At 56.5% G+C, this 24,108-nt stretch carries 23 protein-coding genes, 1 pseudogene and 1 riboswitch; of the genes and pseudogenes, 10 read left to right on the top strand and 14 right to left on the bottom strand.

Annotated elements, in window-relative coordinates; genetic code table 11:
* Window positions 1–204: 204 nt before the first annotated feature.
* Entirely contained in the window at window positions 205–780 is a 576-nt protein-coding gene (mntP, locus tag AO726_RS04330) for a manganese efflux pump MntP (RefSeq protein ID WP_058066805.1), read from the bottom strand.
* 8 nt (window positions 781–788) lie between these two features.
* Window positions 789–954, bottom strand: a riboswitch (yybP-ykoY riboswitch).
* A gap of 373 nt (window positions 955–1,327) precedes the next feature.
* Here mntP and AO726_RS04325 point away from each other — a divergent pair.
* From AO726_RS04325 to AO726_RS04310, 4 genes are all read left to right on the top strand, one after another.
* Window positions 1,328–1,993 (top strand): response regulator, encoded by a 666-nt coding sequence (locus tag AO726_RS04325; protein WP_058066804.1) that lies wholly within the window; start codon window positions 1,328–1,330, stop codon window positions 1,991–1,993.
* Window positions 1,990–3,399, top strand: coding sequence for an ATP-binding protein (locus AO726_RS04320; protein WP_058066803.1), 1,410 nt, complete (start codon window positions 1,990–1,992; stop codon window positions 3,397–3,399). The genes AO726_RS04325 and AO726_RS04320 overlap by 4 nt, the downstream gene beginning before the upstream one ends.
* 67 nt (window positions 3,400–3,466) lie before the next feature.
* Complete coding sequence (locus tag AO726_RS04315; RefSeq protein ID WP_058066802.1) at window positions 3,467–4,114, top strand: MBL fold metallo-hydrolase; 648 nt, start codon at window positions 3,467–3,469, stop codon at window positions 4,112–4,114.
* Between the two features lie 103 nt (window positions 4,115–4,217).
* Complete coding sequence (locus AO726_RS04310) at window positions 4,218–4,874, top strand: OmpA family protein (RefSeq protein WP_058066801.1); 657 nt, start codon at window positions 4,218–4,220, stop codon at window positions 4,872–4,874.
* 69 nt (window positions 4,875–4,943) lie between these two features.
* On the opposite strand, the gene AO726_RS04305 is transcribed toward AO726_RS04310, so the two are convergent.
* The 4 genes from AO726_RS04305 to AO726_RS04290 all read right to left on the bottom strand — a co-directional run bounded on the left by AO726_RS04305 (window position 4,944) and on the right by AO726_RS04290 (window position 9,615).
* Window positions 4,944–5,846 (bottom strand): acyltransferase, encoded by a 903-nt coding sequence (locus tag AO726_RS04305; RefSeq protein WP_058066800.1) that lies wholly within the window; start codon window positions 5,844–5,846, stop codon window positions 4,944–4,946.
* Window positions 5,847–6,042: 196 nt separating this feature from the next.
* Complete coding sequence (gene pta, locus AO726_RS04300; protein ID WP_058066799.1) at window positions 6,043–8,136, bottom strand: phosphate acetyltransferase; 2,094 nt, start codon at window positions 8,134–8,136, stop codon at window positions 6,043–6,045.
* A gap of 30 nt (window positions 8,137–8,166) precedes the next feature.
* Window positions 8,167–9,354 (bottom strand): acetate kinase, encoded by a 1,188-nt coding sequence (locus tag AO726_RS04295; RefSeq protein WP_058066798.1) that lies wholly within the window; start codon window positions 9,352–9,354, stop codon window positions 8,167–8,169.
* Window positions 9,355–9,615, bottom strand: coding sequence for a DUF3565 domain-containing protein (locus AO726_RS04290; protein WP_152987225.1), 261 nt, complete (start codon window positions 9,613–9,615; stop codon window positions 9,355–9,357).
* A gap of 95 nt (window positions 9,616–9,710) precedes the next feature.
* Between AO726_RS04290 and AO726_RS04285 the strand changes: the two genes are divergently transcribed.
* From AO726_RS04285 to AO726_RS04275, 3 genes are all read left to right on the top strand, one after another.
* Window positions 9,711–10,196, top strand: a complete 486-nt coding sequence (locus AO726_RS04285; RefSeq protein ID WP_058066797.1) for an FKBP-type peptidyl-prolyl cis-trans isomerase — start codon at window positions 9,711–9,713, stop codon at window positions 10,194–10,196.
* 136 nt (window positions 10,197–10,332) lie between these two features.
* Window positions 10,333–10,815 carry a glutathione peroxidase gene (locus AO726_RS04280; RefSeq protein ID WP_058066796.1) on the top strand — a complete coding sequence of 161 codons (483 nt, stop codon included), beginning with the start codon at window positions 10,333–10,335 and terminating at the stop codon, window positions 10,813–10,815.
* 95 nt (window positions 10,816–10,910) lie between these two features.
* Window positions 10,911–11,648, top strand: coding sequence for a nitroreductase family protein (locus AO726_RS04275; RefSeq protein ID WP_058066795.1), 738 nt, complete (start codon window positions 10,911–10,913; stop codon window positions 11,646–11,648).
* Between the two features lie 20 nt (window positions 11,649–11,668).
* On the opposite strand, the gene AO726_RS04270 is transcribed toward AO726_RS04275, so the two are convergent.
* From AO726_RS04270 to AO726_RS04245, 6 genes are read right to left on the bottom strand one after another with little or no spacing between them, the layout of a single operon-like run.
* Entirely contained in the window at window positions 11,669–13,000 is a 1,332-nt protein-coding gene (locus tag AO726_RS04270) for a DUF58 domain-containing protein (RefSeq protein ID WP_058066794.1), read from the bottom strand.
* A 25-nt stretch (window positions 13,001–13,025) separates the two neighbouring features.
* Window positions 13,026–14,081, bottom strand: coding sequence for an AAA family ATPase (locus AO726_RS04265; RefSeq protein WP_058066793.1), 1,056 nt, complete (start codon window positions 14,079–14,081; stop codon window positions 13,026–13,028).
* Complete coding sequence (locus AO726_RS04260) at window positions 14,078–15,328, bottom strand: DUF4350 domain-containing protein (RefSeq protein WP_058066792.1); 1,251 nt, start codon at window positions 15,326–15,328, stop codon at window positions 14,078–14,080. The genes AO726_RS04265 and AO726_RS04260 overlap by 4 nt, the downstream gene beginning before the upstream one ends.
* On the bottom strand, window positions 15,325–16,890 hold the full coding sequence (locus AO726_RS04255; RefSeq protein ID WP_058066791.1) for a DUF4129 domain-containing protein: 1,566 nt from the start codon (window positions 16,888–16,890) through the stop codon (window positions 15,325–15,327). Before AO726_RS04255 ends, AO726_RS04260 begins: the two co-directional genes overlap by 4 nt.
* Window positions 16,877–17,857, bottom strand: coding sequence for a stage II sporulation protein M (locus AO726_RS04250; protein ID WP_058066790.1), 981 nt, complete (start codon window positions 17,855–17,857; stop codon window positions 16,877–16,879). Before AO726_RS04250 ends, AO726_RS04255 begins: the two co-directional genes overlap by 14 nt.
* Window positions 17,854–18,579, bottom strand: a complete 726-nt coding sequence (locus tag AO726_RS04245) for an RDD family protein (protein ID WP_058066789.1) — start codon at window positions 18,577–18,579, stop codon at window positions 17,854–17,856. The genes AO726_RS04250 and AO726_RS04245 overlap by 4 nt, the downstream gene beginning before the upstream one ends.
* Window positions 18,580–18,778: 199 nt before the next feature.
* Here AO726_RS04245 and sbcB point away from each other — a divergent pair, with 199 nt between their 5' ends.
* The gene (gene sbcB, locus AO726_RS04240) at window positions 18,779–20,212 is read left to right on the top strand and encodes an exodeoxyribonuclease I (RefSeq protein WP_058066788.1); all 1,434 of its coding nucleotides are present in this window, start codon (window positions 18,779–18,781) and stop codon (window positions 20,210–20,212) included.
* A gap of 154 nt (window positions 20,213–20,366) precedes the next feature.
* Here the strand turns inward: sbcB and mvaT are convergent, their stop codons facing one another.
* On the bottom strand, window positions 20,367–20,741 hold the full coding sequence (gene mvaT / locus AO726_RS04235; protein WP_058066787.1) for a histone-like nucleoid-structuring protein MvaT: 375 nt from the start codon (window positions 20,739–20,741) through the stop codon (window positions 20,367–20,369).
* A gap of 311 nt (window positions 20,742–21,052) precedes the next feature.
* Here mvaT and purU point away from each other — a divergent pair, with 311 nt between their 5' ends.
* Both purU and AO726_RS04225 read left to right on the top strand, forming a co-directional pair.
* On the top strand, window positions 21,053–21,904 hold the full coding sequence (gene purU / locus AO726_RS04230) for a formyltetrahydrofolate deformylase (protein ID WP_058066786.1): 852 nt from the start codon (window positions 21,053–21,055) through the stop codon (window positions 21,902–21,904).
* A 37-nt stretch (window positions 21,905–21,941) separates the two neighbouring features.
* Window positions 21,942–22,133 carry a hypothetical protein gene (locus AO726_RS04225; protein WP_058066785.1) on the top strand — a complete coding sequence of 64 codons (192 nt, stop codon included), beginning with the start codon at window positions 21,942–21,944 and terminating at the stop codon, window positions 22,131–22,133.
* A 37-nt stretch (window positions 22,134–22,170) separates the two neighbouring features.
* Here the strand turns inward: AO726_RS04225 and AO726_RS21570 are convergent, their stop codons facing one another.
* Together AO726_RS21570 and AO726_RS21565 are read right to left on the bottom strand one after the other, a co-directional pair.
* A complete protein-coding gene (locus AO726_RS21570; protein ID WP_446737409.1) occupies window positions 22,171–22,935 on the bottom strand; it encodes a methyl-accepting chemotaxis protein in 765 nt (254 codons plus the stop codon).
* Between the two features lie 90 nt (window positions 22,936–23,025).
* Window positions 23,026–24,048 (bottom strand): annotated as a pseudogene (locus AO726_RS21565) (HAMP domain-containing protein); the annotation flags it as partial.
* Window positions 24,049–24,108: the final 60 nt, after the last annotated feature.

Here is a 24,108-nt window from a genome sequence, read left to right as displayed (position 1 = left end):
ACCGGGGTTTTTTATTGGCCTGATGTTGGGGCTAGGCAACCGATCAGCACAGCGCGTGATAAAACAGGCCAGTGATGATCTGGGGTGGATAAAAATTTTTCCAAGCGCTGAAGCTCATGGCAATAAACACTACCAGCCCCAGATTGCTCAGTGTGGTTCTTAGCCGCCTGCGCCAAACTCTGCGCTTGCGTGATGTTGACGTGTTCATCTGTTCACCTGTGACAGATGTTCAAACAGAATGGCCCCACCAATACACATCAATACCAGCCCTCCGATCACCTCCGCGCGTTTTCCGACGATCGCACCTAAGACCCGGCCCAGCATGATGCCAATGGTGACCATGGTGGTGGTTGCCAGGCCAATGGCCAGGGCGGCAACCCAGATGCTGACATCGACAAATGCCAGGCTGATACCCACGGCCAGTGCGTCAATGCTTGTGGCTACTGCTGTGGCAGCCAGTAGCCAGAATGAATGCTGATCAGGCTTTTCTCCGGCCTCATCGTCCTTACCGCTCAGGCCGTTGTGGATCATGTGCAGCCCCAGCGCCAGGAGCAGCACAAAGGCAATCCAGTGATCCCATTGTTCAACGTAACTGCTGGCAGCTTGGCCGAGTAGCCAACCGATAACGGGTGTAGTGGCTTCAATGACCCCGAAGATAAGCCCCGTGCGCAGCGCCATCAGGACGTTCGGTTTGTTCAGGGCAGAACCTTTGCCGATTGCCGCAGCAAAGGCATCGGTAGACATGGCAAAGGCTAGCAAAATGAGGGAAATCGGACTCATGAGTTAACACCTGCCGGGCAACAAGACAACGAACAGTCCCTGTACGCCCAGCTTCTGGTACAGAGATGTCGTTGGTCTCACCACTCCGTTTGGATGCCTTGACCACGGCAATGCGCCGAGAATGTTGACCAAGGCGCCTTCAAATGGATGAAGGCAGGCTACTCCCCAAAGAGGTCGCCATGCTAACAAGGGGAAGAATCCGAGTTGTGAAAAAAACGTCAACCAGGCCCGGCTGGCGGTTCACCATGTCTGAAAGGTTAGGTTGCAACTCGTCGTCATAAACTGCAGCGGCGATATCTCGGATTTGATCACCTTGTCGCTGATCGGCGTGCACACAGTTTTTGCCATAGTCAGAGTGCTACACGGCAACAGGAGCAAGGAGAGAGCAGGGCAAGAGCGCATAAAAGAGTTGCCCCGGTTATCAGGCGATTCCTTTCTCGAGCGAACCTTAATGAAGTCTTAACGACTAATACTTAGCAGCACATGGAAACGCGTGAGCGAGTGTTGCGGGACTTTTAAAGGCCTGCTGCAACAGGGAGGTCGCAGGATGCGAGTGTTATTGGTTGAAGACGACAAGGTTTTGGGTGATGGCATCCGAGTGGCACTGCGCAGTGAGTGTTACACCTTGGATTGGCTTAGTGATGGCTTGGATGCCGCGCACGCCCTGAGTTGCGAGCAGTTCGATCTGATTCTGCTTGATTTGGGATTACCCCGGCTGGACGGGCTGGACATCCTGCGCATGATTCGCAACCGAACCGATTCAGAGGTGCCGGTGCTGATCCTGACAGCACGTGATGAAACCTCCTATCGCATCAAGGGATTGGATGCAGGGGCCGACGATTACCTGATCAAGCCGTTCGACATTGATGAACTGAAAGCCCGGATTCGAGCTCTTTTACGCCGTTGTCAGGGGCGCGCACGGCCCTTGCTTGAGCATGCCGGTGTCAGCCTTGATCCCGCCAGTCAGGAAGTGCGCTACCGTGGCGACGTTGTGCCGATGACGCACATGGAGTTCCAGTTGCTGCATCAGTTGCTGGCTCGTCCTGGCGTAGTTGTCACCCGGGAGCGCCTGACAGGCACCCTCTATGGTTGGAAAGAAAGTGGTCAGGGCAACACCCTTGAGGTGCTGATCCACAACCTGCGCAAGAAGCTTCACAGCGGACTGATTCGGACTGTAAGAGGTGTGGGCTATCTGGTGGAGTCCCACGCATGACCTCCATCCGGACACGGATTCTTGCTCCAACCATTGTCTTGGTGATTGTCGGTAGCCTGCTGTTGGCTTGGCTGACACTGCGCGACAGTCAGCATCGGCTAGAGAGCGTGTACGACGCCCAATTAGTTCAGGGGGCACGTCTGCTGCATGGCCTGGTGCTGTTACGCAAACAGGAGCAAATCGACTGGTATAGCTTGGCCAGTACGATGGACACCGCCTTGAATCACTCAGGACAGGGGCTTAGTGATCAGCCTTATCAGGCTCATCTGGAGTTTCAGGTGTGGGCAGCAGATGGCAGCTTGATGGGGCGCTCAAGTAATGCTCCGAAACTGGATATTCCGCCTGGTGCTGGGATGCAAAGTTTTATCTACGAAGCCCAAAGCTGGCGCGGCGTGCTGGTCAAAGGCAATGATCACGGCATGAGTATTTGGGTGGGGGAGCGAGCGGATCTGCGCGATGGGGTGATAAAGGAAATGCTCAAGCAAGCCTTATTGCCCACGGTGATAGGGCTGCCGGTGTTGGTCGTTATCATCCGGTTGTTGCTTGGCTGGGGGCTTACCCCGCTGCACAACTTTGCCCGGCAGTTACGATCTCGACCTCGTGATAGCCTGCGGCCACTTTCGCACGAGCCCCTGCCTGTCGAGCTTGAGCCCATGCGCCAGGCTTTGGACCGGCAGCTGGAGCTGCTGCGGGAATTGCTGGAGCGTGAACGGCGATTTATCACGGCTGCTGCCCATGAACTCCGTACGCCACTGGCAATACTGGATATACACGCTCGCAACGCCCGGGAGGCATGCTGCGCCGAGGAGCGTGAAACCGCCCTCGGGCATGTCCAACACGGCCTTGAGCGAGCCACCCGCATCGCCAGCCAGTTACTGGCCATGGCCCGCCTTGAGCCGCGGCAGCACATCAGCGAGTCGATCAACTTCACCTCATTGGTACGTGAAGAGCTGGCGGAACTGGCCCCGCTGGCCTTAAAGCGAAATATTGAACTGTCGCTGGATGCCAGTGATGACATCTACATCAGCGGCGATTCGGTGTCCCTGGCGATCATGCTGCAGAACCTGATCAGCAATGCTCTGACCTTTGCGCCGGATAACAGTGAAATCAGTGTGCGCCTGCGTCGTATTGGGGGGGGGAATGTCCGCATGGAGGTTCTGGATCGTGGTCCTGGCGTTAGTGAAGCGCAACGCGACAGGCTATGTGACCCTTTCTATAGCAGCGGCAATCCGCTGGGCGCCGGGCTGGGCTTATCCATCGTCGAGATGATCAGCCGCAATCGAGGCGGGCAAGTCACCTTCACCAACCGCTTCGACGGAGGTCTGTGCGTTGGGGTAGAGCTGCCTGGAGAGAGTCGCCCAACTGCCAAGCTGGCCCAAAGGTCTGCAGAGGCGGTTGCGAAATAGAGCATTGCTCGGGATTGGCCCTAATGTGCCAAAATCTCCTGCCCACTTCTTGACGTGACTGAGCGCCATGACACCGACTGAAACCCCGTCCCTGATCCGAGAAACCTTCCCCGTCGGCCCGCTGCAGTGCAATTGCACAATCATTGGAGATCCGCTCACAGGAAAGGCAATTGTGGTGGATCCGGGTGGCAATCCTGATCTGATCATGGCGCGGCTGGAGGCTCATGGCCTGAAGGTGGTGAGCATCATTCACACCCATGCCCATCTGGATCATTTTCTGGCCTCCGGGCAGATGAAAGAGAAGACCGGGGCAACGCTGCATTTGCACAAGGATGACCAGTTTCTGTGGGACAACCTGGAGATGCAGTGCCGTATGTTCGGTGTGCCGTACACGCCGGTGCCCGCGCCGGATCAGTGGCTGGCGGACGATGAGGAACTGGCCTGCGGTTGCGGGGTTGCGCTGCACACGCCGGGGCATACACCGGGCTCGATGAGTTTCTGGTTCCCTGAGGCCAAGCTGCTGATTGCCGGTGACACACTTTTCCGTCGCAGCATTGGCCGCACAGACTTGTGGGGTGGGGATTACCAGGCGCTGGAGCGTTCCATCAAACAGCGCTTGTACACGCTGGATGAGGACGCAACGGTGGTGACCGGGCATGGCAGTGATACCCTTTTGGGGGACGAGATGCGAGATAATCCGTTCGTTCGGGCCTAAGCTATTTGATAGTTCGTACTTTTGTGCTTTCTACGGAACTTCGCGTGCACTTTTTACTCTGACGAAGCATGCGAACCCGTGTCGTATTAATAAGGAAAATTCAATGAAATTGTTTAAGAATCTGGCAGTTACGGTTGTGGGCGTAAGCATTCTGGCGGGTTGTACGACCAATCCATACACGGGTGAAAGTGAAGCCAGTAAAGCAGGTATGTACGGTGGTGCCGGTGCCGTTGCCGGTGCCCTGATTGGTGCGGCCACATCCAGCAAGAAAGACCGCGGCAAGGGCGCTCTGATTGGCGCAGCTGTCGGTGGCGCAGCTGCAGGAGGCTATGGCTATTACGTCGATACGCAGGAGGCCAAACTGCGTCAGACCCTGCAGGGTACCGGCGTTCAGGTTCAGCGTAACGGTGATGATCTGAAGCTGATCATGCCGGGCAATATCACCTTTGCTAGCAGCTCGGCTGATATCTCAGGGAGCTTCTATCCAACCCTGAACTCGTTGGTGCTGGTATTCAAAGAGTTCAACAAAAATGGCATCAACATTGTTGGTCACACCGACAGCACTGGTTCTCAGCAGTTGAACCAGGACCTGTCCAACCGCCGTGCGCAGAGCGTTGCGTCTTATCTGACTGCTAATGGTGTCGACGCTTCGCGTATCTCGGCATACGGCGCAGGCCCGAGCCAGCCGATTGCTTCCAACGATACCCAGCAAGGTCGTGCGCAGAACCGTCGTGTAGAGATCAATCTGCGTCCGCTGTAAGCCGTGCAATAAAAAACGCGCTCCCGGAAACGGGGCGCGTTTTTTTGTGCGTGCTAGGTGCTCGGTCGGTCAGTTTTGCCCGTGCTGCTTCATGCGCTCCAGCTGCGCGTCCTTATCCAGCCACAGTTGGTTAACCCACTGTTGGAACTGCAGGCGATAGGCCTCGTCCTGATCGTAATTGCGGCCCAGAAACGCTTGTGGAATCTGCATTTCTTCAAAGTGCACAACCACGCGGTTTACCTTTCCGCACAGCAGATCCCAGAACCCCGGATTACCTTGCGGGTAGTAAATGGTGACGTTGACCAAGCTGTGCAGCTGCTCGCCCATGGCATCCAGTACAAAGGCAATACCGCCTGCCTTGGGTTTGAGCAGGTGCTTGAACGGTGATTGTTGCTGGGCATGTTTGGCCGGAGTGAGGCGAGTGCCTTCAAGGAAGTTGAACACGGCAACCGGGTTGGTTTTGTAGCGCTCGCAAGCTTTACGCGTGGTGGCAAGGTCTTGCCCGCGTTTTTCCGGGTGCCTGGCCAGGTACTCCTTGCTGAAACGCTTCATAAAGGGGAACTCCAGCGCCCACCAGCACAGGCCAATCACCGGTACCCAGATCAGTTCTTGTTTAAGGAAAAACTTCAGCAGTGGCATGCGCCGGTTGAGCAGGTACTGCAGAGCCAGAATGTCCACCCAGCTCTGGTGATTACTGGTAACAAGGTATGAGTGGTTTTTGTCGAAGCCTTGCAGGCCGCTGACCTCCCATTGCGTCTTCCCCACCATGTCCATCCAGCGTTTATTAACGCTGATCCAGGTTTCTGCAATGCCATGCATGACAAAACGCAGCGCGCGTTGTAAGGGAGGAATTGGGATCAGTAGTTTTAGCAGGGCCACAGCGAAGAGTGGCCAGCAGCAGATCAGGGTGTTCAGCGCGAGCAGCAGGCCGGCGATCAGGCCGCGCAGCGGGGCAGGCAAAAAGTGCAGCATGGGAAATGCGAGTCCGGTGATTAAGGGCGTTTGCCACTGAAGAGGCGCTGCGCAAGATGGACACTCGCGCTAATGCCGCGCACAGGTTAACGATTGTTCACTGAACTGCAAGTTTTGATTTACTGGCCTGATTAACGCATTTCGCGTTTTTTCATGCACGTTATGCGTCAGGGCCGCCCGAAGACAGCCCTGATATTTACTGCGAAAGGCTGGCGGCTTGAATGGCTGTCAGAGCGATGGTGAAGACGATGTCATCCACCAGAGCCCCCCTGGACAAGTCATTAACCGGCTTGCGTAGGCCTTGCAGCATCGGGCCCACGCTGACGCAGTCGGCACTGCGTTGCACGGCCTTGTACGTGGTGTTGCCGGTATTCAGGTCGGGGAAGATGAACACGGTGGCGCGGCCAGCTACCTGACTGTTGGGTGCTTTTTGTCGGCCAACGCTTTCAATTGCAGCCGCGTCGTATTGCAGTGGGCCGTCCAGCAGCAGTTGTGGCGCTGCCGTCTGAGCAAGACGGGTGGCTTCACGCACCTTTTCAACTTCTTCACCACTGCCAGAGCTGCCGGTTGAATAGCTGATCATCGCTACGCGTGGATTGATCCCAAACGCCTCAGCAGAAGCGGCGCTTTGCAGGGCAATTTCGGCCAGCTCGGGAGCCGTTGGATCAGGATTTACCGCACAGTCGCCATACACCAGCACTTGGTCAGGCAGCAGCATAAAGAACACCGACGACACCAGGTTGTAGCCTGGCGCGGTTTTAATCAGTTGCAGTGCCGGGCGGATGGTATTGGCGGTGGTGTTGATGGCACCCGAAACAAGGCCGTCTACTTCATCCAGTGCGAGCATCATGGTGCCCAGTACCACGCTGTCTTCTAGCTGCGCAGCGGCTACCGGTGCCGTCAGGCCTTTGTTCTTGCGCAGCTCAACCATGGGCTCGACGTAACGCTCGCGGATACGTTCCGGGTCGAGAATCTCCAGCCCTTCCGGCAGATCGATGCCGTGGGTGCGGGCCACCGCCTGGACTTCATCAGGTTTGGCCAGCAGCACGCAGCGGGCAATGCCGCGAGCCTGACAAATGGCCGCTGCCTGAACGGTGCGCGGTTCGCTGCCTTCTGGCAGCACAATGCGCTTGTTCGCGGCTTTGGCACGCTGTACCAGCTGGTAGCGGAATGCGGGAGGCGACAACTGCAGTTCGCGGGGCGTGCCGCAGCGGGCCAGGAGCCACTCCTGATTGATATGGCTGGCGACAAAGTCAGCGACTTTCTCTGCACGATCTTTGTCGTCTACCGGAATTTCTTTGTTCAACCTGTTCAGGTTGGTGGCGGTGTCATAGGAACCGGTGCTTACGGTCATCACCGGTAAACCGCTGTTCAGAGCTCCCTGGCATAACTCAAGGATGCGCGAGTCCGGGGCAAAGTCGCTGCACAGCAACAGGCCTGCCAGTTGGGTGCCGTTCATGGCGGCCAGACTGGCGGCCAGGATGATGTCGTCACGGTCGCCCGGGGTCACAACCAGCGTGCCGGGTTTGAGCAGCTGCACAGTATTGGCCACGGCGCGGGCGCACAGCACGATATTCATCACGCGGCGTTGTTCGTAGTCACCGGCATTGAGAACACGGGCACCCAGTAGTTCGGCGATATCTCGGGTGCGGGCTGCATTGAGATCATCGCGCCACGGGATGCAGCCCAGCAGGCGGAAGTCATCAGTCTTGAGCAGGGGGGAGTGTTCGGTCAGCTGTTCGGCAAAGGCTTCAAGGCCTTCTTCGCAACGCACTTTGTTGAGAATTACGCCCAGCACTTTCGGGTCTTTCGGGCCGCCAAACATCTGCGCCTGAATTTCGATCCGGTCTGAGAGTTCGTTGATGCTTTCCTGTTCCGGCGAGGACACCAAAATAACCTCGGCATCCAGGCTTTTCGCCAGATGGAAGTTCACTCGGGCGGCATAGCTGGCCTGGCGAGTCGGCACCATGCCTTCGACAATCACCACGTCTTTGTCGGTGGCGGTTTGTTGATAAAGGCTGATGATTTCCTCCAGTAACTCATCCAACTCACCATCGCCGAGCATGTGCTCAACCTGGGACAGTGCCAGCGGTTTGGGGGAGTTCAAGCCGTGGGTGCGGGCGATCAGTTCGCTTGACCGCTCCGGGCCCATATCGCCTGGATGTGGCTGCGCGATGGGTTTGAAGAAGCCGACCTTAAGACCAGCGCGTTCAAGTGCGCCAACCAAGCCCAGGCTGATGGAGGTCAGGCCCACACCAAAACCGGTGGGGGCGATGAAAAAGGTGTGCATAAACGCTCCGTTGTAACAGGAAGACGGCAATCAGCGATTGAGTAGTTCCAGTGTATCGAGGGCAATTTGCCGTTCTTCATTGGTCGGGATCACCAGCACCCGCGGATGCCCGACAGCATTGATGGCACCAGTCTGACCGCCAACCATTGCACTATTAAGTGCATTGTCCAGCGCCAGGTTGAGCAGTTTCAGGTGTTCAATGGTCTTGCTGCGGATCAGGGCCGAGTTCTCGCCGATACCGCCGGTAAACACTACGCCATCCAAGCGCGGCAGAGCACAGGCCATAGACGCCAAGGATTTAGCCAAACGATAGCAGAAGACCTCAATAGCCAGCGTTGCACCGGCGTGTCCTTCGCTGCGAGCCTGCTCAAGCGTGCGCATGTCATTGGATAAGCCGGAGAGTCCGAGCAGCCCGCTGTCGTTGTTAAGCAGGGTGTCGATCTTTTCCAGGCTCCATCCCAGATTACGGGCCAGATGACTGTGCAGGTTTGGGTCCACATCACCACTGCGGGTTCCCATCACCAGGCCTTCAAGTGGTGTGAGGCCCATGCTGGTGTCGCGGCTCTGTCCATTCACGATGGCACAGGTGGAACTGCCATTGCCCAGATGTGCGACCAGCCAGCAGCTGTCATTGACGGGCAATTGACTGAGCTCAGCGGCGCGTACGCTTACGTAGCGGTGGCTGGTGCCGTGGAAACCATAGCGGCGAACGGCATGCTGAGTGTAGAGGTGCTCGGGTAGGGCATAGCGGTAGGCGTGCTCAGGCAGCGATTGGTGAAACGCCGTATCAAATACCGCTACCTGTGGCAGATTGGGGAAGAGGCGCATGGTGGCTTCAATGCCAAGAGCGTTAGCAGGATTATGCAATGGTGCCAGTGGCGACAGGGCGCGAATACCCTCGAGGCTGACCGTGTCTAGAAGACAGGCTGTGGTGAAGTGCTCGCCGCCGTGGACAACGCGGTGACCAATGCCGTGAAGTTGACCGTTGGTCGCGCTTTCCACCAGCGGCAGAATCTTGGCCAGGGCGCTGCGATGGTCGGCGCCGGGCAGGATCAGATTTTCTTTCTGTCCATCCAGCTTCCAGCGAATCTGTGCATCTGGGCTGCCCAGGCGTTCGGCCAGGCCGCTGAGGCGTGTATCGGTGTGGTTTTCATTGATCAGTGCAAATTTGATCGACGAGCTGCCACAGTTGATAACCAGAATATTGCGTGCGGGCATCTACTGCTCCTTGTTCCGCTCTTTTGGCGCTATTACTGAAGTTGTGACTTCGGGAAGTGCCGCGCCGGTGTTAGGGTTCTTTGCACACCAGCCGCAGTTGAAAACTTCGCCCAAGCGGGCTTTACGGTGAGTCTCATCCAGTACCCAGGCTCGGTTCTGCCAAGGCGGCTGATGACGCAAGTGTTGGGTATGACCGCATGACAAGACTGCCACCCAATGGCCTTCTTCATCCTGACGAAAGTCAATCAGCTTCACTTGCATGGCATTTTGTCCGTCCGAGGCTGTGGTGGTTAGCTTTCACACGTGGCCTTGGGTAAACTTGCACATTCTCTTTCCCTCAAAAAAGGTCCCGCCCCATGTTGATCGCCGCCAATAAGGCCGTCTCCATCGACTATACCCTGACTAACGATGCCGGTGAGGTGATCGACAGTTCCGAAGGCGCAGCGCCTCTGGTTTACCTGCACGGTGCCAGCAACATCATCCGTGGTCTGGAAAAGGCCCTGGAAGGCAAACAAGCCGGTGATGAACTGAATGTCTCCGTTGAGCCGGAAGAAGCCTACGGCGAGTTCAGCCCGGAGCTGGTTGCTACCCTGAACCGTTCCATGTTTGAAGGCGTGGATGAGCTGGAAGTTGGCATGCAGTTTCACGCTTCTGCACCGGATGGTGGCATGCAAATCGTAACGATTCGTGAACTGGACGGTGACGACGTGATTGTTGACGGCAACCACCCACTGGCTGGTCAGCGCCTGAACTTCAAGGTCAAGGTTGTCAGCGTTCGTGATGCCAGCGCTGAAGAAGTTGCGCACGGCCACATCCATGGTGAAGGTGGTCACCACCACTAAGTAGTACTGTCGGATTTCGACTTGCGGTTGCAACGCTTTCGGAGCGTGCTGCTAAGCTGCTACACATAAAGGGCGCCTTTCCGAGGCGCCTTTTTTATCCACTGTGACGAGCCTGCGTTATTTCAAGGAGAAAGCAATGAGTGCCTTTCACGACCTCAGCCTGCGCGCATTGGACGGTCAGGAGTTGCCACTGGCACCTTACAAGGATCAGCTGGTTCTGGTGGTTAATGTTGCGTCGAAGTGTGGCTTGACCCCTCAGTATGCGGCTCTGGAGAAACTCTACCAGCAGTACAAAAACCGTGGTTTTACCGTGCTGGGCTTGCCGTGTAATCAGTTTGCCGGACAAGAGCCCGACAGTGAGGAGGCCATCCGCGAGTTCTGCACGTTGAACTACGGTGTGACCTTTCCGCTGGGCAGCAAGCTTGAGGTCAATGGCCCGGACCGCCATCCGCTGTATCGTTTGCTGGCCGGTGAAGGAGCTGAATTTCCGGGCGATATCACCTGGAACTTTGAGAAGTTTCTGGTTGGTCATGACGGTCGTGTGCTGGCACGTTTCTCCCCCCGCACATCACCGGATGATCCTGCGGTCATCCAGGCCATCGAGAAAGCTCTGGGTTGAGGTCATTCCTGCCAAGGCTGCGGACAATGCGCTGTAGGGATTGTCCGCACCAGAGCATCCGGGCTTAATCGGGGTGATCTGCCGAGGAAGTCCCTATGAGCTCGTTCACATCTGCCCCCGCTGTTACACCTGCCACTGCCTCTGAACTCAGAGCGCTGATTGAGTCTCGTCGCGCTGTCCGTCGTTTTAAAACGGACCCTGTGCCCGATGATGTGGTGCGGGACTGTCTGGAGATGGCTGTACTGGCACCTAACTCCTGCAACCTACAGCCGTGGAACTTTCAGGTTGTGCGTGATCCGGTTTTGCTGGAGAAGCTGCATACCGTATGCATGTTTCAGCATGCGGCCAAAGCCCCACTGATCATCGCCGTACTGGCGCGCCCGGATACTTGGAAGCAGGCCTGTCAGGACATCATCGACAAATGGCCCGAGCCTCAGGTGCCTGCTGCAGTTGAGGCGTTCTACCGCAAGACAGCGCCGTTTCAGTACGACCAGGGGCCACTGGGGATCAAGGGCTTCTTGAAGCGTCAACTGTTACGCGTGGCTGGGTTGCGCAAGCCGCTGATGCGCACTCCGAATAGTCATGCGCAGATGCGCGTCTGGGCGGTTAAATCCACCGCGCTAGCGGCTCAAAACTTGATGTTGGCTTTTCACAGCCATGGCTACTCCAGCTGTCCGCTGGAGGGTTTTGATGAGGTGCGCCTACGTAAGACGCTGGATATTCCGAAGAAGGCCGTGCCAGTGATGTTGCTGGCGGTCGGCATGGAAGATGAGCGCGGAGTGTATAACCCGCGTTTACGTTTTCCGTTGGAGCAGCACGTCAGCTGGTTGTAAATCGGCATAGCCGGTGCGCCCTATAGCGTCCCGGCTTTCTTCCAGGTCAGGTAGCTGTTGACCAGTTGCGGGCCCAGTTCGCCGGGCCTTACGTCCAGAACTGGCACCCGGTTGGCGATTAAGCGCTCATGCAGTTCTGCTCTGGCTGTGAGGTAATTAACGCCGCCGCAGTAGTCCAGTGCTGCATCAAAGTTGTCCACAGGTGTCTGGCGCAAAGTGTCCAGAATATCTTCTCGCAAACTGGCGATTAATACGCGGTGCTGTTGGCTGAGGCGCTTAACTGCACCTAATAATTCCTGGTCATCTTCATCACGCAGGTTGCTGACCAGCACCACCAGGGCGCGGCGGCGCTGACGTTTGAGTAAATCACTGATTGCTGCGCTGAAGTCGGCTGGTTGCTGTGTGCTGTCCAGGTCGTACAAACCGTTGAGCAACACGTTGAGCTGGCTCTGACCTTTGGCTGGTGGCAAAAAGCGCTGTTGGTGAGTGGCAAATGTGGCCAGGCCGACCGCATCGCCTTGACGCAAGGCCACGTAGCTCAGTAACAGGCAGGCATTGAGTGCATGGTCAAAGTGCGCCAGCTCGCCGTCATGGCTGCGCATACGCCGTCCGCAATCCAGCAGGAAGATGATCTGCTGGTCACGTTCATCCTGATATTCGCGGGCGATGGGGGTGCGTTTACGTGCAGTGGCCTTCCAGTCGATCTGGCGCAGGGTGTCGCCATCACGAAATTCGCGCAGTTGGTGAAACTCCATGCCCAAACCACGGCGCTGATGCTGACGTATGCCGAGTTGGTTGACCCAGTCCTCAACGGCCATCAGTTGCGCGCCGTACAAACGGGCGAAGTCCGGGTAGACCTTGGATTCACCCCTGATTGGCAAGTAGCGGCGACCGCGCCAGAGCCCCAAGGGGCTATGCAGGCCAATTTCACAGCGGGGCAGGGTGATGTGACCGCGTTGCAAGGGGCGCACGCGATAACTGCTCTGGGTGTGTTCGCCGGGGCGAAGGTCGACGCTCAAGGGCAGGTTCTCAAACGCCACGGTGCCGGGCAGGTGGTCGAAAATCTCCAGTTGAGTGGGCCGCGAGAAAGGATGGTGGATCACCAGTGTGACTTCACTCCAGCGCCCCAGTGGTAAGTTGCCGGGCAGCTGTCGTTCAATGCGAGGTGACGGCAGGCGGCGCAGCCACAAGGCATCAAGCAGGGCAGCGCTGGCCAGGGCAATCAGCAGGCCCCAGTACAGACTGTCGATGAGCGCTGGCAGTTTGAGCTCTACAGCACTGGCAATGCCCAGCAGGCAGCCGATTACGAACAGGGCTGCCAGGCAGAGAATCAGTGCGCGGGACGGTTTCATGGACACGTGCCTTAGTGTGCGCAGGTCATAGACGGGGGGCCGGAACCTGATTGATCAGCTGTTGCAGTACCTGATCAATGCTCAGTCCTTCGATATCCAGCTCAGGTGCCAGACGTATGCGATGACGCAGCACCGCCAGGGCGCAGCCTTTGATGTCTTCCGGCAGTACGTAGTCACCGCCACGCAGCAGAGCGCGGGCGCGGCCGCAACGGACCAGGGCAATGGATGCACGAGGTCCGGCTCCCAGCGTCAGGCCTGGCCAGGTGCGGGTCGCTCGGGCCAAACGGACGGCATAGTCGAGTACCTGATCGTCAATCGGCAGGTCGCTGGCAATCTTTTGCAGCGCCTGAACATCACGGGCTTGCAGCAAGGTGCGCAACGGGGTGACTTCGAGCATATCGGCTTTGCTGGAGCGAGCGACCTGGCGAACCATATCCAGCTCTTCTTGCTGCTGCGGATAATCCATACGCAGCTTCAGCATGAAACGGTCCAGCTCGGCTTCCGGCAGCGGATAGGTGCCTTCCTGCTCAATCGGGTTTTGCGTGGCCAGAACCATAAACGGTTGCGGCACATTCAGTGCGCGGCCTTCCAGGGTGACCTGACGCTCCTGCATCACTTCAAGCAGAGCAGCCTGAGTTTTGGCAGGGGCGCGGTTAATTTCATCGGCCAGCAGCAGGTTGGTGAACACCGGACCTTTGCGCAATTTGAATTGCTCGCTTTGCAGGTCGTATACGGCGTGGCCGGTGACGTCGCTGGGCATCAGGTCTGGGGTGAACTGGATGCGTGCAAACTCGCCACCGAAGCAGCGGGCCAGGGAGCGCACCAGCAGAGTCTTGCCCAGTCCGGGGACGCCTTCAATCAGTACATGGCCACCAGCGATCAGGGCGCTGAGCACATCATCAATGACCTCGCTCTGGCCGATCAGGGCCTTTTGCAACTCGCTGCGCAAGGTCTGCGCCAACAGGCTGGCACGCTGGCGCTGGGTCGCTTGAGGGCTGGCGCTTGGCACGGGCGCTGCTGGCTCCGGTGCTTGGTCAGGCGCTTCTACGTTTTCCGGCTGTTCTGGCAGTTGTTCGCTCATAGGGCATTCCTGAGGGTTTGCAGGTTGGCGACCTGGCGGGTGAAGTCGACGGCGCTCAGCTTGTCTGCGGACAAGGGGCGCATGGCTTGGCTGATGGCGCTGGTGGGCTGGCGGCTGAGGCGGCTAAGCACCTGCCATTGTTCCGCCACTGGCAGGCGATCAAAGCCTGGGTGACGTTGTCGGGCGCGACGCTGGATGTCCTGCTGCAAGGTCTGCAGCAGGGCCAGTTGTCCGTTGTGGCGATAGAGGAAGTGTGCACTACCACGCAGGTGTTCGAGCAGTTGCCGGCGGCTGCGGCTGGCCGGTTGCAGTACCGGGCCTTGGCGCATGCCCAGATGCCAGAGGCCCAGAGCAATCAGCAGCGCCAGCGCCACCAGTGCGTGCGGGAAGTGGCGTAGTAACAGGGTGAATAGGTTATCCCGGTCGGAGCGGTAGACCAGCGTCACTTCACTGTCTTGGGTCATGTACCAGAGCAGCCAGGCATTGTCGTAATCGCCGATGCTGTCGTTATGCCAGATCCAGGCGTCGGTCAGCACCGTAATCAGACCGTCACCGTGGTAGGTCTGCAGCATGTGCGTAGCCGATTCGCTGTTGGCCCAGACATGTGCGCGGTTGGGCGCATCGTAGAGATGAAAGCTGGTATCAAAACTGATGTAAGCCGGTGCTTTCTCGTTCTGTAAATACAGCTGAGTGAGTTCGGGATAGCTGACGCTTTCACTGGCTGGAGTGCCATCTTTTGCGTCTGGCTGATGCGCTTCAGGCTGATCGGAGGCTTGCCCGTCGGTATCATGCTCGGGGACCTCAGCGCTGTTTTTTTCGTCGTCGAGATCGTCAGTTTCGTACTGATGAATGCCCAGGGCGTCGAGCAGCAGATCGCCGCTCTTACCTTCGTCTTCATCCCACAGTCGTTCGGCGACAAATAGCAGATGGCCACCTTTTGCTACCCACTCCAGGGCGCGTCGGGTCTGACCAGGCGTCATGTTGGTGCGATCGCCGAGCAACAGCAGGGTCTGACCTTTGCTGGGCAGGGTTTTGAGAATCTCCAAATTTTCTGCACGGGTCACGAGTCGGCCTTGCTTCTGGAGGAATTGCTCCGCTGCCAGATATGGCGTGGCGCGGGCTTCCGGTGACGGGCCGTGTTCAACAGACTCTTGGTATGGCGTTAGTTTGCTGGCCAGGTACACGCCCAGCAGCAGGAGCGCGCCCAACAGGGCCAGTAGTAGTACGATTCGGGCTCTACGACTCATGCCTGAACCCCGGGCGCAAAGAGCTGACGCCAAGCCGAGCAGAGGGTGTTCTTGAGTTCAGCGGGTGGTAGTCGGTGACCGTAAGCAAGATTCTGCCAGTGAGCGGTCAGCGTCCGGCTGAACTGATCAAGTTCAGCTTGGCCGATGCCTTCAACCAGATGCAGGACTTCGGTTTCGGTATGGGAGCTTTGTAGTGGCAGCCGCTGGTCGTGCACAAGGCGACTGAGCAGGCCACGGTAAAGCAGGCCCAGCGCCGCGCGTGGTTCTTCATCCCACAGGCGCTCGGCTTCTGCGGCAATGTCATCCGGTAGGCTTCGTGGTGCCAGATCGAGTCCGAATAGCTGTTGAGGTGGTTGAACAGTCTGCTGACGCTTGATTCCCAAACGTGCCGTGAAGGTTGTCAGCCACTCCCGATAACGCCAGATCAGCCAACCAATCAGGCCGATCAGTACGGCCCAGAGCAAGGCCTCAAACACGGCGCTGATGCTGTTGATGTAACGCCAGACTTCCATGCCGCGCATAAAGGCCTTAATGGCATCGTTAAATGAGCCATCATCGGTGGCAGGCTGTTCGTCGCCGAATCGCCAGCGGGTGACCATTTCAGTATTGCGGAATGGGGGCTTTTCCAGCAGCGCGCTGATCGCATCTTGTGCGGCTTTGCTGGTCAGGGGCTGGTTGAGCAGGCGGTCGCTGAGTGGGCCGTTCGGGTCCTGTGCAGGAATGGGGCAACTGGTTTGATCCGCTGCCAGCGCCTTTTCCGTGGCAGGCAGCAACAGCAAGCTGCAGCCCAGCAGCAGGGCTATGGCGACACTACGTAAGCGCTGCGCCAACTGGCGGAAGGTCAGCTCAATATCCCAGGCTTCCAGCTCTGTCCGCCGGTTGAGGTACAGGGTAAATCCACTCGCCACATACACCGGGCCCCAGACGATCAGGCCCAAGGCGTAAAGCATGTTGGATAGGTGCTCTAACCACAGCCACTCTTCAGCGGCGCTGTCGATGAGTTGTGACCATTGCCAGTTGGTCTCTAATTGGCCTGGAATCAGCATGTAAAACAGGCTGACTCCGCCAACCCACAGAGCTGTCTCCAGGTGAACCCCAATCACCGTCAGCCAACTGGCCGGTCGGGCATTACGCTGGGACAGGACGATCAAACGCTTTTTCCGCTCATCTCCTGAGAGCCCCTCAAGCTGCACCACGGGTAGATCAAAGCTGCGGGTCAGGCTCAGCCGTCGCCAGGTCAGGGAGGTAATCAGCTGCGGTTTGAGTAGGCCCGGAAAGGCCTTCAGGGCCTGACTGAGGCTGGGCGTCGCACCGAACAGGGCATTGGACAGGATATACAGCGGCAGACGTTCGTAAGCCGGTTTCAGCCACCAGAAGATCAGCACGGCAAGGGTCGGTTTGTCCCAGAAAAGCAGGCACAGCAGGGCGAAGAGCGGCAGTGTGACGATTGCCCAACTGAGCATGAGCAGCCCGGCATGTTTGCGCGCCAGCAGCACGCCCAGATCAATCGCTTCCCAACTGTTACGGGGCCTTATGATCACGCTGGCATCACTTGGGCGCATAGTCACCTCGCCCAGCCAGAAGCAGATAAGTAAGCACCATAATCCACAGTGCGGCACCGACCCAGTATTTAATCTGTGGAGTGGCGAGCGTCATCGAAGACCAATAGGCTTCGACAAAGGCCGCTATCAGCAGAAAAATAGCCGCCCCACCGAGCAATTTGACGCCGTCAATGGCCGCCAGACGCAGCGCCTCACCTCTGCGCAGGCGTCCGGGTGCCAACAGCGCCCAGCCCAGTTTGAGTCCGCCGGCACCGGCCAGGGCGATGGCGGTAAGTTCGAACGCACCATGACCAATAACGAAGGACCAGAAGGTCTCGCCAAAGCCGATCTGCGTCAGATGGCCCGCTACGGCACCGATCATCAGACCGTTAAACAGCAAGTAGAACAGTGTGCCCAGGCCAAACAACAGGCCGCTGGCGAATGTTTGAAAGGCGATGCCGATGTTGTTCATGATGTAGAAACCGAACATGACCCAGTCATCGCTGGATCCGCGCTCGCTGAATCGCCCAATACGGTGCGCTTCCGGGTCGTACATCGCCTCCATTTCGGCCACACGATCAACCGGCAATAAGCTGTAAACCAACTCCGGAACGCTATAGACCAGCAGCCCCATGAGTAACAGGCTGCCGAAGAACATCAGGCTGGCTACCGCGACAAAGCGCCACTGAGCTCTGACCAACCGGGGGAAGCCACTTAACAGAAAACCCAACAGCTGTGCGCCCAACGGGCTGCGGTGTCGGTAGAACTGCTGATGGCCACGCATGGCCAGGTGCTGCAAACGATCAACTAGATGGCTGCTATAGCCCCTTGCCTGGGCGATTGCCAGTTGTTGGCAGAGTTGGCGGTAATGCCGGGCAAAGTCACGGCTTTGCTCCTGCGTGGCTTTACCACTCTCCAGCGCCTGTAATCGTTCATCGAATGCATTCCAGTCCTGCTGATGCAGGTGTTCGAACAGACTCTGCTTCATGTCGGCCCTACCAAACCACGGGCAATGCCATGAATCCGCGACTCGGCAAATTCCGCCGGGACGCGTAGCGGCTCGGCGAGGATTTCAGCCAGTTCCTGGCGGCGTGAGGCTGACAATTCATCGGCTCGCTCAGAAAAACCAATCATAGCGCGCTGTTCGTTGAGACTCATGGGGAAGGGGGCTGGGACGATATCGGCACTTGCCAGCTGTCTGGCATTCGGCGGTGTGTCGCGGTACACCACTAAGGTCCCGGCTGCAATATCGCCCAAGCGCTTGAATGTAGGGTGGCTGAGGCAGCTGATCAGGCCGAAAGCGTACGCAAATGGCAGCATGTCGACGGTACGTAGCAGATTGCGTGTCAGGGACGCCGCCCAGCCAATGGGAGTGCCGTCATCGTGGATAACCCGCAGACCAAGCATGTGCTTGCCAGGCGTTCGGCCCTGATTGAGAACTTCAAACAAGACCATGTACCACCAGTTCACAAGGAACAGAAGGATGCTGGATAAGCCCACACCCAACTTACCGAGGAAGGCAAACAGGGTAAGCAAGGTCGCTAGCAGCGCGCCGCGAATCAGAAAGTCGACGGCGAAGGCCAATGCTCTGGGTACGGCTCCGGCAGGACGCAGAACCAGATCAATTCCTTCTGGGGTTTCCACCTGATGGCGGGTGTCCAGGCGAGTAGGCTGCGAAGCTTCAAGTCCGGTAGGAGAGGTTGGCGGCATCGGCAAATTACGTTGGGTAAAGCCCGATGCTAGCCAGCGACTGATCGCGAAGCAACCTGTCTTACTTATTGATTCAGATTCTTCTGGCACTTAGCGCGGGTTAGTTTCAGTACAACCAGCAGGTTGTCGGCTCGGCAAACTGCGCTGCCTGTTACTCAGCCAGTGGTAGACTGCACTGCCCTTACTTAAGGATTACACCGTGACAGCAAGCCTTTTCTGGTACGACTACGAAACCACCGGTATTGACCCGCGCCGCGACCGGCCGCTGCAAGTGGCAGGTATTCGTACGGATGAGGCGCTTAATGAGATCGGTGAGCCACTGAACATCTATTGCCGTCTCAGTGATGACATCTTGCCGCATCCAGCTGCCTGCCTGGTCACCGGAATAACCCCAGATGTCCTTGCGAGTAAAGGTCTGGATGAAGCTGAGTTTATGAGCCGTGTGCACGCTGAGCTGGCGCAGCCAGGTACATGCGGCGTGGGCTACAACAGCTTGCGATTTGACGACGAAGTCACACGCTACAGCCTGTACCGCAATTTTTTTGATTCCTACGCCCGTGAGTGGCAGGGCGGTAACAGCCGTTGGGACTTGATTGATCTGGTGCGTACGGCCTACGCACTGCGCCCGGAAGGGATCAATTGGCCTGAGGATAATGGCCAGGTCAGCTTGAAGCTGGAGCGTCTGACAGTCGCCAATGGCATTGAACACGGTCAGGCCCACGATGCTCTCTCGGATGTGCGGGCCACAATCGCATTGGCGCGCCTGCTTAAAGAGAAGCAGCCAAAGCTGTATCAGTACCTCTACCAATTGCGCAGCAAGCAGCGGGTGATGGATCAAATTCGACTGCTGCAGCCTTTTGTTCATATTTCCGGGCGTTACGCTGGTGCGCGCCACTATCTGGCAGTGGTTTTACCCCTGGCGTGGCATCCGCGTAATCGGAATGCTCTGATCGTCTGTGATCTGCAATCCGACATCTCAGTGCTGTTGGATGAGTCTGCTGAAACCTTGCGAACCCGCCTCTATACCCGCCGCGATGAATTGTCTGAAGGTCAATTGCCGGTCCCGCTCAAGTTGCTGCATATCAACCGTTGCCCTGTAGTTGCACCGATGAATGTATTACGTCAGCAGGATATAACCCGCCTGCAGCTCGATATCGGGCTGTGTGAGCAGCGAGCAGAGCAATTGCGCAGCCGCTTGTCCGATTGGAAGGAAAAACTACCGGAGGTATATGCCGAGGAAAATTTCGCCGGCACCGAAGACCCCGAGCAGCAACTCTACAGCGGTTTTATCGGTGATCGTGATCGACGCTTGTGTGAGCAAGTCCGTAGTTCCGATCCTCATCAATTAGCAGGTGAGCGATGGATGTTTGATGATGGACGGTTGCCAGAGTTGTTATTCCGTTACCGTGCACGCAACTACCCGGATACTTTAACGGCTAGCGAAAAAACGCTTTGGCAAGAGTTCTGCCGGAATCGTTTGAGTCACCCGGAATATGGTGCACCGAATACCATCCAGCAGTTCACTCAGGCAGTGGCTGAACTTTCGGGGAGTTTGTCGGTAGAGCAGAAGGGGGTATTGGATGCGTGGACCGCTTACTGCAACAGAATTAGAACGGTTTATGGCTTGGAATAACTACGCGTATAGAACTGACGAGTTAGTCAGTTTGATTCTTGAAGTGTGTGATTAGTTTCAAATCCCGTTCGCTGTTCGTCAGGTTCCGGAAAGACAATAAAAACGCCAGCAGAGCTGGCGTTTTTTGGTGCATAGCGCTGCACAGCTACTGGGGTTAGCCCAGCAGGGTGGCCCAGCCTTCAACTACGTCGCTACCCCATTTGGCTTTCCACTCTTTCAGAGTTTTGTGGTTGCCGCCTTTGGTTTCGATAACTTCGCCGTTGTGCGGGTTTTTGTATTGCTTAACTTTGCGAGCGCGTTTGCTGGTTGCAGCTTTGGCACCACGAGCAGCTTTGGTCGACTTGGCTTCTGGGTCGAACATGGCGATGATGTCACGCAGGGACTTTTGATATTCACCCATCAGTGCGCGCAGTTTGCCTTCGAACTCGAGCTCTTTTTTCAGCTTGTCGTCCTGGGACAGGTTCTTCAGACGCTCCTGGAGCTCTTTAATTGCTTCTTCAGTGGCGCGGTATTCATTGATAAGGGACATTCTGCATTACCTGTGCTAGCGATTGGTTACTAAGTAGCACTAATAATAGTCATGCACTTTTCACAAGTAAACCATTTTGACCAAGTTTTATTTGTTCTAATTATTAAGACTATTAGGCTTGTCCTACAAAAAGTTAACTAACACTTGGGTGTCGCGGAAAAATCCCACAATTTGTAGTTGATTTATGCTGGCGCTACTTCAACTTGCTAGGGCCCTAGAATGGGATTTAGTCCCTCTTGGGGCGATCTACGGCTGTTGTTTTTCTTCGTAACGACTAAAATGGCCGACTTTTCCAAGTGGTGGAGTTGTAAATGCGTACGTTTCGATTGGTGATCGCTTGCCCGGATCGGGTAGGGATCGTGGCCAAGGTCAGTAACTTTTTGGCCACTTACAACGGCTGGATCACTGAAGCGAGTCATCATTCGGATACGGAGAGTGGCTGGTTTTTTATGCGCCATGAAATCCGCGCTGATTCGCTGCCGTTTGACCTAGATGGGTTCCGTCAAGCATTTGCGCCGATTGCCCGTGAGTTTTCCATGGAGTGGCGGGTTACTGACTCGGCAGTGAAAAAACGTGTGGTGCTGATGTGCAGCCGCGATTCACACTGCTTGGCCGACTTGTTGCATCGCTGGCATAGCGATGAGCTGGATTGCGATATTCCCTGCGTTATTTCCAACCATGACGATCTGCGCAGCATGGTGGAATGGCATGACATTCCTTATTTCCATGTCCCGGTCGATCCTAAGGATAAGCAACCTGCATTTGATGAGGTTGAACGCCTGGTCAAGGCGCACGAGGCTGATGTGATTGTGCTGGCGCGCTATATGCAGATCCTTCCGGCGCAGCTGTGCGCAGAGTACTCGCAGCGAGTGATCAACATCCACCACAGCTTCCTGCCGTCTTTTGTTGGCGCTAAACCGTATCACCAGGCTTCTCAGCGCGGGGTGAAGCTTATTGGTGCGACGTCCCATTACGTGACTGAGGAGCTGGATGCCGGTCCGATCATTGAGCAGGACGTGGTGCGTGTCAGCCACCGCGACAGCATCGAAGAGATGGTGCGCCTCGGTAAGGATGTTGAGAAAATGGTGCTATCCCGTGGCCTGCGTTACCACTTAGAAGACCGCGTGTTGGTTCATGACAATAAGACTGTAGTGTTCGACTAGTCTTAACCTGTCTTTAGTCAGCGAGTAGAGCGTTGATATGAATGATCCGCTCCAGCGTGCAGCGTCAAGCCCGATCCCGGTTGTAGGAGAGGGCTGCTTGCAGCGATATGATCCTGACGCAATGACGGCTGAAACAGGTTGCGACTTTGCCGGTGCAGAGGACTTGTGGGAGCAACTTGAAAGTGCTGTTGATAAACCGGATACAGCTCAGGACAACTCGCAGTCTTAAAACAAAGGGCGCATAAAGCGCCCTTTGTTTTTTCTCCTCAGATTCTGAAACCTTCCACCAGCAGTTTCAGGCGAGCTGCCTGTTGCTCCATGTCTGCGCAGGCGCGCAATGTGGCATTGAGGTTCTCCACGCCTTCCTGGTTTAAGGTGTTGATCTCAGTGATGTCCATATTCAATGACTCAATGACTGACGTTTGCTCTTCGGTTGCTGTGGCGACCGACTGGTTCATGCTGTCAATCTCGCCGATGCGCTCGGTGACGCTGGTCAGGCGTTGGCCGGCCTGATTAGCGATCTCGACGCTCTGATCACTGTGCTGCTGGCTCTCGGTCATAGTGGTGACCGATTCGCGTGAGCCGATCTGCAGTTCTTCGATCATGGATTCGATTTCCTGCGCTGACTCCTGAGTGCGATGGGCCAGGTTACGTACTTCATCGGCGACCACCGCAAACCCGCGTCCGGCCTCACCGGCCCGGGCTGCCTCAATAGCGGCATTGAGGGCGAGTAGGTTGGTCTGCTGGGAAATGCTTTTGATCACCTCAAGAATCTGTCCGATATTGACGGTTTTGCTGTTGAGCGCCTCAATGTTGTCGCAGGATGCACTGATTTTGTTGGATAGCTGAGTCATGGCCGCAATCGTGTTCTCAACCACCAGACGGCCGTCCTCGGCGAGCTGACGGGCATCGCTGGCTTGGGTAGAGGCATCGGCTGCGTTGCGGGCGATTTCCTGTGCCGCGGCACCCAACTGGTTGATGGCGGCTGCAACGCTGTTGGTTCGGCTTGCTTGTTCATCAGAGTTGAGCATGGAGGCGTTGGAAGCACCGAGCACCAACTGAGCGGATTCGTTCACTTTGTGTGTAGCCGAAGAAACTTCCCGGATAGACGCGTGTATACGTTCGACAAACTGGTTAAAGGACTGAGCAAGCTGGCCGAATTCATCGCTGCTGTTGATCCTCAGTCGTTTGGTCAAATCCCCTTCACCTTGGGCAATATCTTGCATGGCTTTGCCCATCAGGCGCAGCGGTTGCATCAGGACATTAATCAGCATGCCCAGCAGCACGATGATCGACACTATCGCAACGATCATGGCGATCACCGCTGAGGTTCGGAATTGGGTCAGCATCGAATAGGCGATTTCCTTATCGATGGACAGTCCGACATACCACTCCACTGAAGGCAGGCCAGGTACCTCGCTGAAGGTCATGATGCGGGTGGTGTCGTCGACCTCTACCTCACTGAAGCCATTGTTAATGGCCGGTGTGTTTTGCGGGTGAAGTTCGCTGAGAGACTTCATCACTTGTGTCTGATCAGGATGAACAAGAATTTTTCCGTCAGCGCTGACCAGAAACGCGAAACCCATGCCGTCAAAATTGAGCGAGTTAATGGTTTTAACCAATGCATCCAAGCTCAGGTCGCCTCCCACAACACCAGTATTCGCCGCAGGCGAGGCAATGGTGACAATCAGCTGTTTGGTTGACGCATCCTGATAGGGCTCGGTTAGGGTTACGCCGCCGGCCTTGACTGCATCCTTGAACCAAGGGCGCGAGCGTGGATCGTAGTCATCGCCCATATCTTCATCAGGCTGCATGACGAAGCGACCGTCGTTATAGCCCAGATAGATGTAGCCAAAGGTATTGGCCAGAGCTTTTTGCGTAATAAGGCTTCGGACTTGGCTTTCTTCGGCATTGTTTGCTGCCGACTGGGCCGCGCTGTCGATCAACAGAATGCGGCCGGATAGCCAGTTAGAGATGTTGGAAGCGGTCAGATCCCCCATTTCTCTCAGATAATTCTGTAGGTCATTGCGAATGGCATTACGCTGCAGATAATCGTTATAGAGGGTAAACAGGGCAAAAACGCAGACCACAACCAACGAGGCCGCCAAGAGAATTTTGTGGCTGAACTTCAACGCATTGCTCATATTGTTATATCCAATGTCAAAACTGGCATTGAGGTTAATCAGGCTTCAGATAAGTACACT

Source organism: Pseudomonas sp. TTU2014-080ASC (assembly GCF_001446935.1).
Lineage (GTDB): Bacteria > Pseudomonadota > Gammaproteobacteria > Pseudomonadales > Pseudomonadaceae > Aquipseudomonas.
The sequence above is the reverse complement of the archived record's forward strand: the minus strand, read 5'-3'. Positions and strand labels throughout refer to the sequence as shown.

Excerpts from the sequence above, each read along its gene's own strand:
- purU (WP_058066786.1), top strand. The coding sequence starts at position 21,053 with ATGCGTACGTTTCGATTGGTGATCGCTTGCCCGGATCGGGTAGGGATC.
- AO726_RS04285 (WP_058066797.1), top strand. The coding sequence starts at position 9,711 with ATGTTGATCGCCGCCAATAAGGCCGTCTCCATCGACTATACCCTGACT.
- AO726_RS04245 (WP_058066789.1), bottom strand. The coding sequence starts at position 18,579 with ATGCCGCCAACCTCTCCTACCGGACTTGAAGCTTCGCAGCCTACTCGC.
- AO726_RS04290 (WP_152987225.1), bottom strand. The coding sequence starts at position 9,615 with ATGCAAGTGAAGCTGATTGACTTTCGTCAGGATGAAGAAGGCCATTGG.
- mvaT (WP_058066787.1), bottom strand. The coding sequence starts at position 20,741 with ATGTCCCTTATCAATGAATACCGCGCCACTGAAGAAGCAATTAAAGAG.
- AO726_RS04255 (WP_058066791.1), bottom strand. The coding sequence starts at position 16,890 with ATGCGCCCAAGTGATGCCAGCGTGATCATAAGGCCCCGTAACAGTTGG.
- AO726_RS04270 (WP_058066794.1), bottom strand. The coding sequence starts at position 13,000 with ATGAAACCGTCCCGCGCACTGATTCTCTGCCTGGCAGCCCTGTTCGTA.
- AO726_RS04225 (WP_058066785.1), top strand. The coding sequence starts at position 21,942 with ATGAATGATCCGCTCCAGCGTGCAGCGTCAAGCCCGATCCCGGTTGTA.
- AO726_RS04260 (WP_058066792.1), bottom strand. The coding sequence starts at position 15,328 with ATGAGTCGTAGAGCCCGAATCGTACTACTACTGGCCCTGTTGGGCGCG.
- pta (WP_058066799.1), bottom strand. The coding sequence starts at position 8,136 with ATGCACACCTTTTTCATCGCCCCCACCGGTTTTGGTGTGGGCCTGACC.
- AO726_RS04250 (WP_058066790.1), bottom strand. The coding sequence starts at position 17,857 with ATGAAGCAGAGTCTGTTCGAACACCTGCATCAGCAGGACTGGAATGCA.
- AO726_RS04310 (WP_058066801.1), top strand. The coding sequence starts at position 4,218 with ATGAAATTGTTTAAGAATCTGGCAGTTACGGTTGTGGGCGTAAGCATT.
- AO726_RS04275 (WP_058066795.1), top strand. The coding sequence starts at position 10,911 with ATGAGCTCGTTCACATCTGCCCCCGCTGTTACACCTGCCACTGCCTCT.
- AO726_RS04280 (WP_058066796.1), top strand. The coding sequence starts at position 10,333 with ATGAGTGCCTTTCACGACCTCAGCCTGCGCGCATTGGACGGTCAGGAG.
- AO726_RS04295 (WP_058066798.1), bottom strand. The coding sequence starts at position 9,354 with ATGCCCGCACGCAATATTCTGGTTATCAACTGTGGCAGCTCGTCGATC.
- AO726_RS04315 (WP_058066802.1), top strand. The coding sequence starts at position 3,467 with ATGACACCGACTGAAACCCCGTCCCTGATCCGAGAAACCTTCCCCGTC.
- AO726_RS21570 (WP_446737409.1), bottom strand. The coding sequence starts at position 22,935 with ATGCTCAACTCTGATGAACAAGCAAGCCGAACCAACAGCGTTGCAGCC.
- AO726_RS04265 (WP_058066793.1), bottom strand. The coding sequence starts at position 14,081 with ATGAGCGAACAACTGCCAGAACAGCCGGAAAACGTAGAAGCGCCTGAC.
- AO726_RS04305 (WP_058066800.1), bottom strand. The coding sequence starts at position 5,846 with ATGCTGCACTTTTTGCCTGCCCCGCTGCGCGGCCTGATCGCCGGCCTG.
- AO726_RS04325 (WP_058066804.1), top strand. The coding sequence starts at position 1,328 with ATGCGAGTGTTATTGGTTGAAGACGACAAGGTTTTGGGTGATGGCATC.
- mntP (WP_058066805.1), bottom strand. The coding sequence starts at position 780 with ATGAGTCCGATTTCCCTCATTTTGCTAGCCTTTGCCATGTCTACCGAT.
- AO726_RS04320 (WP_058066803.1), top strand. The coding sequence starts at position 1,990 with ATGACCTCCATCCGGACACGGATTCTTGCTCCAACCATTGTCTTGGTG.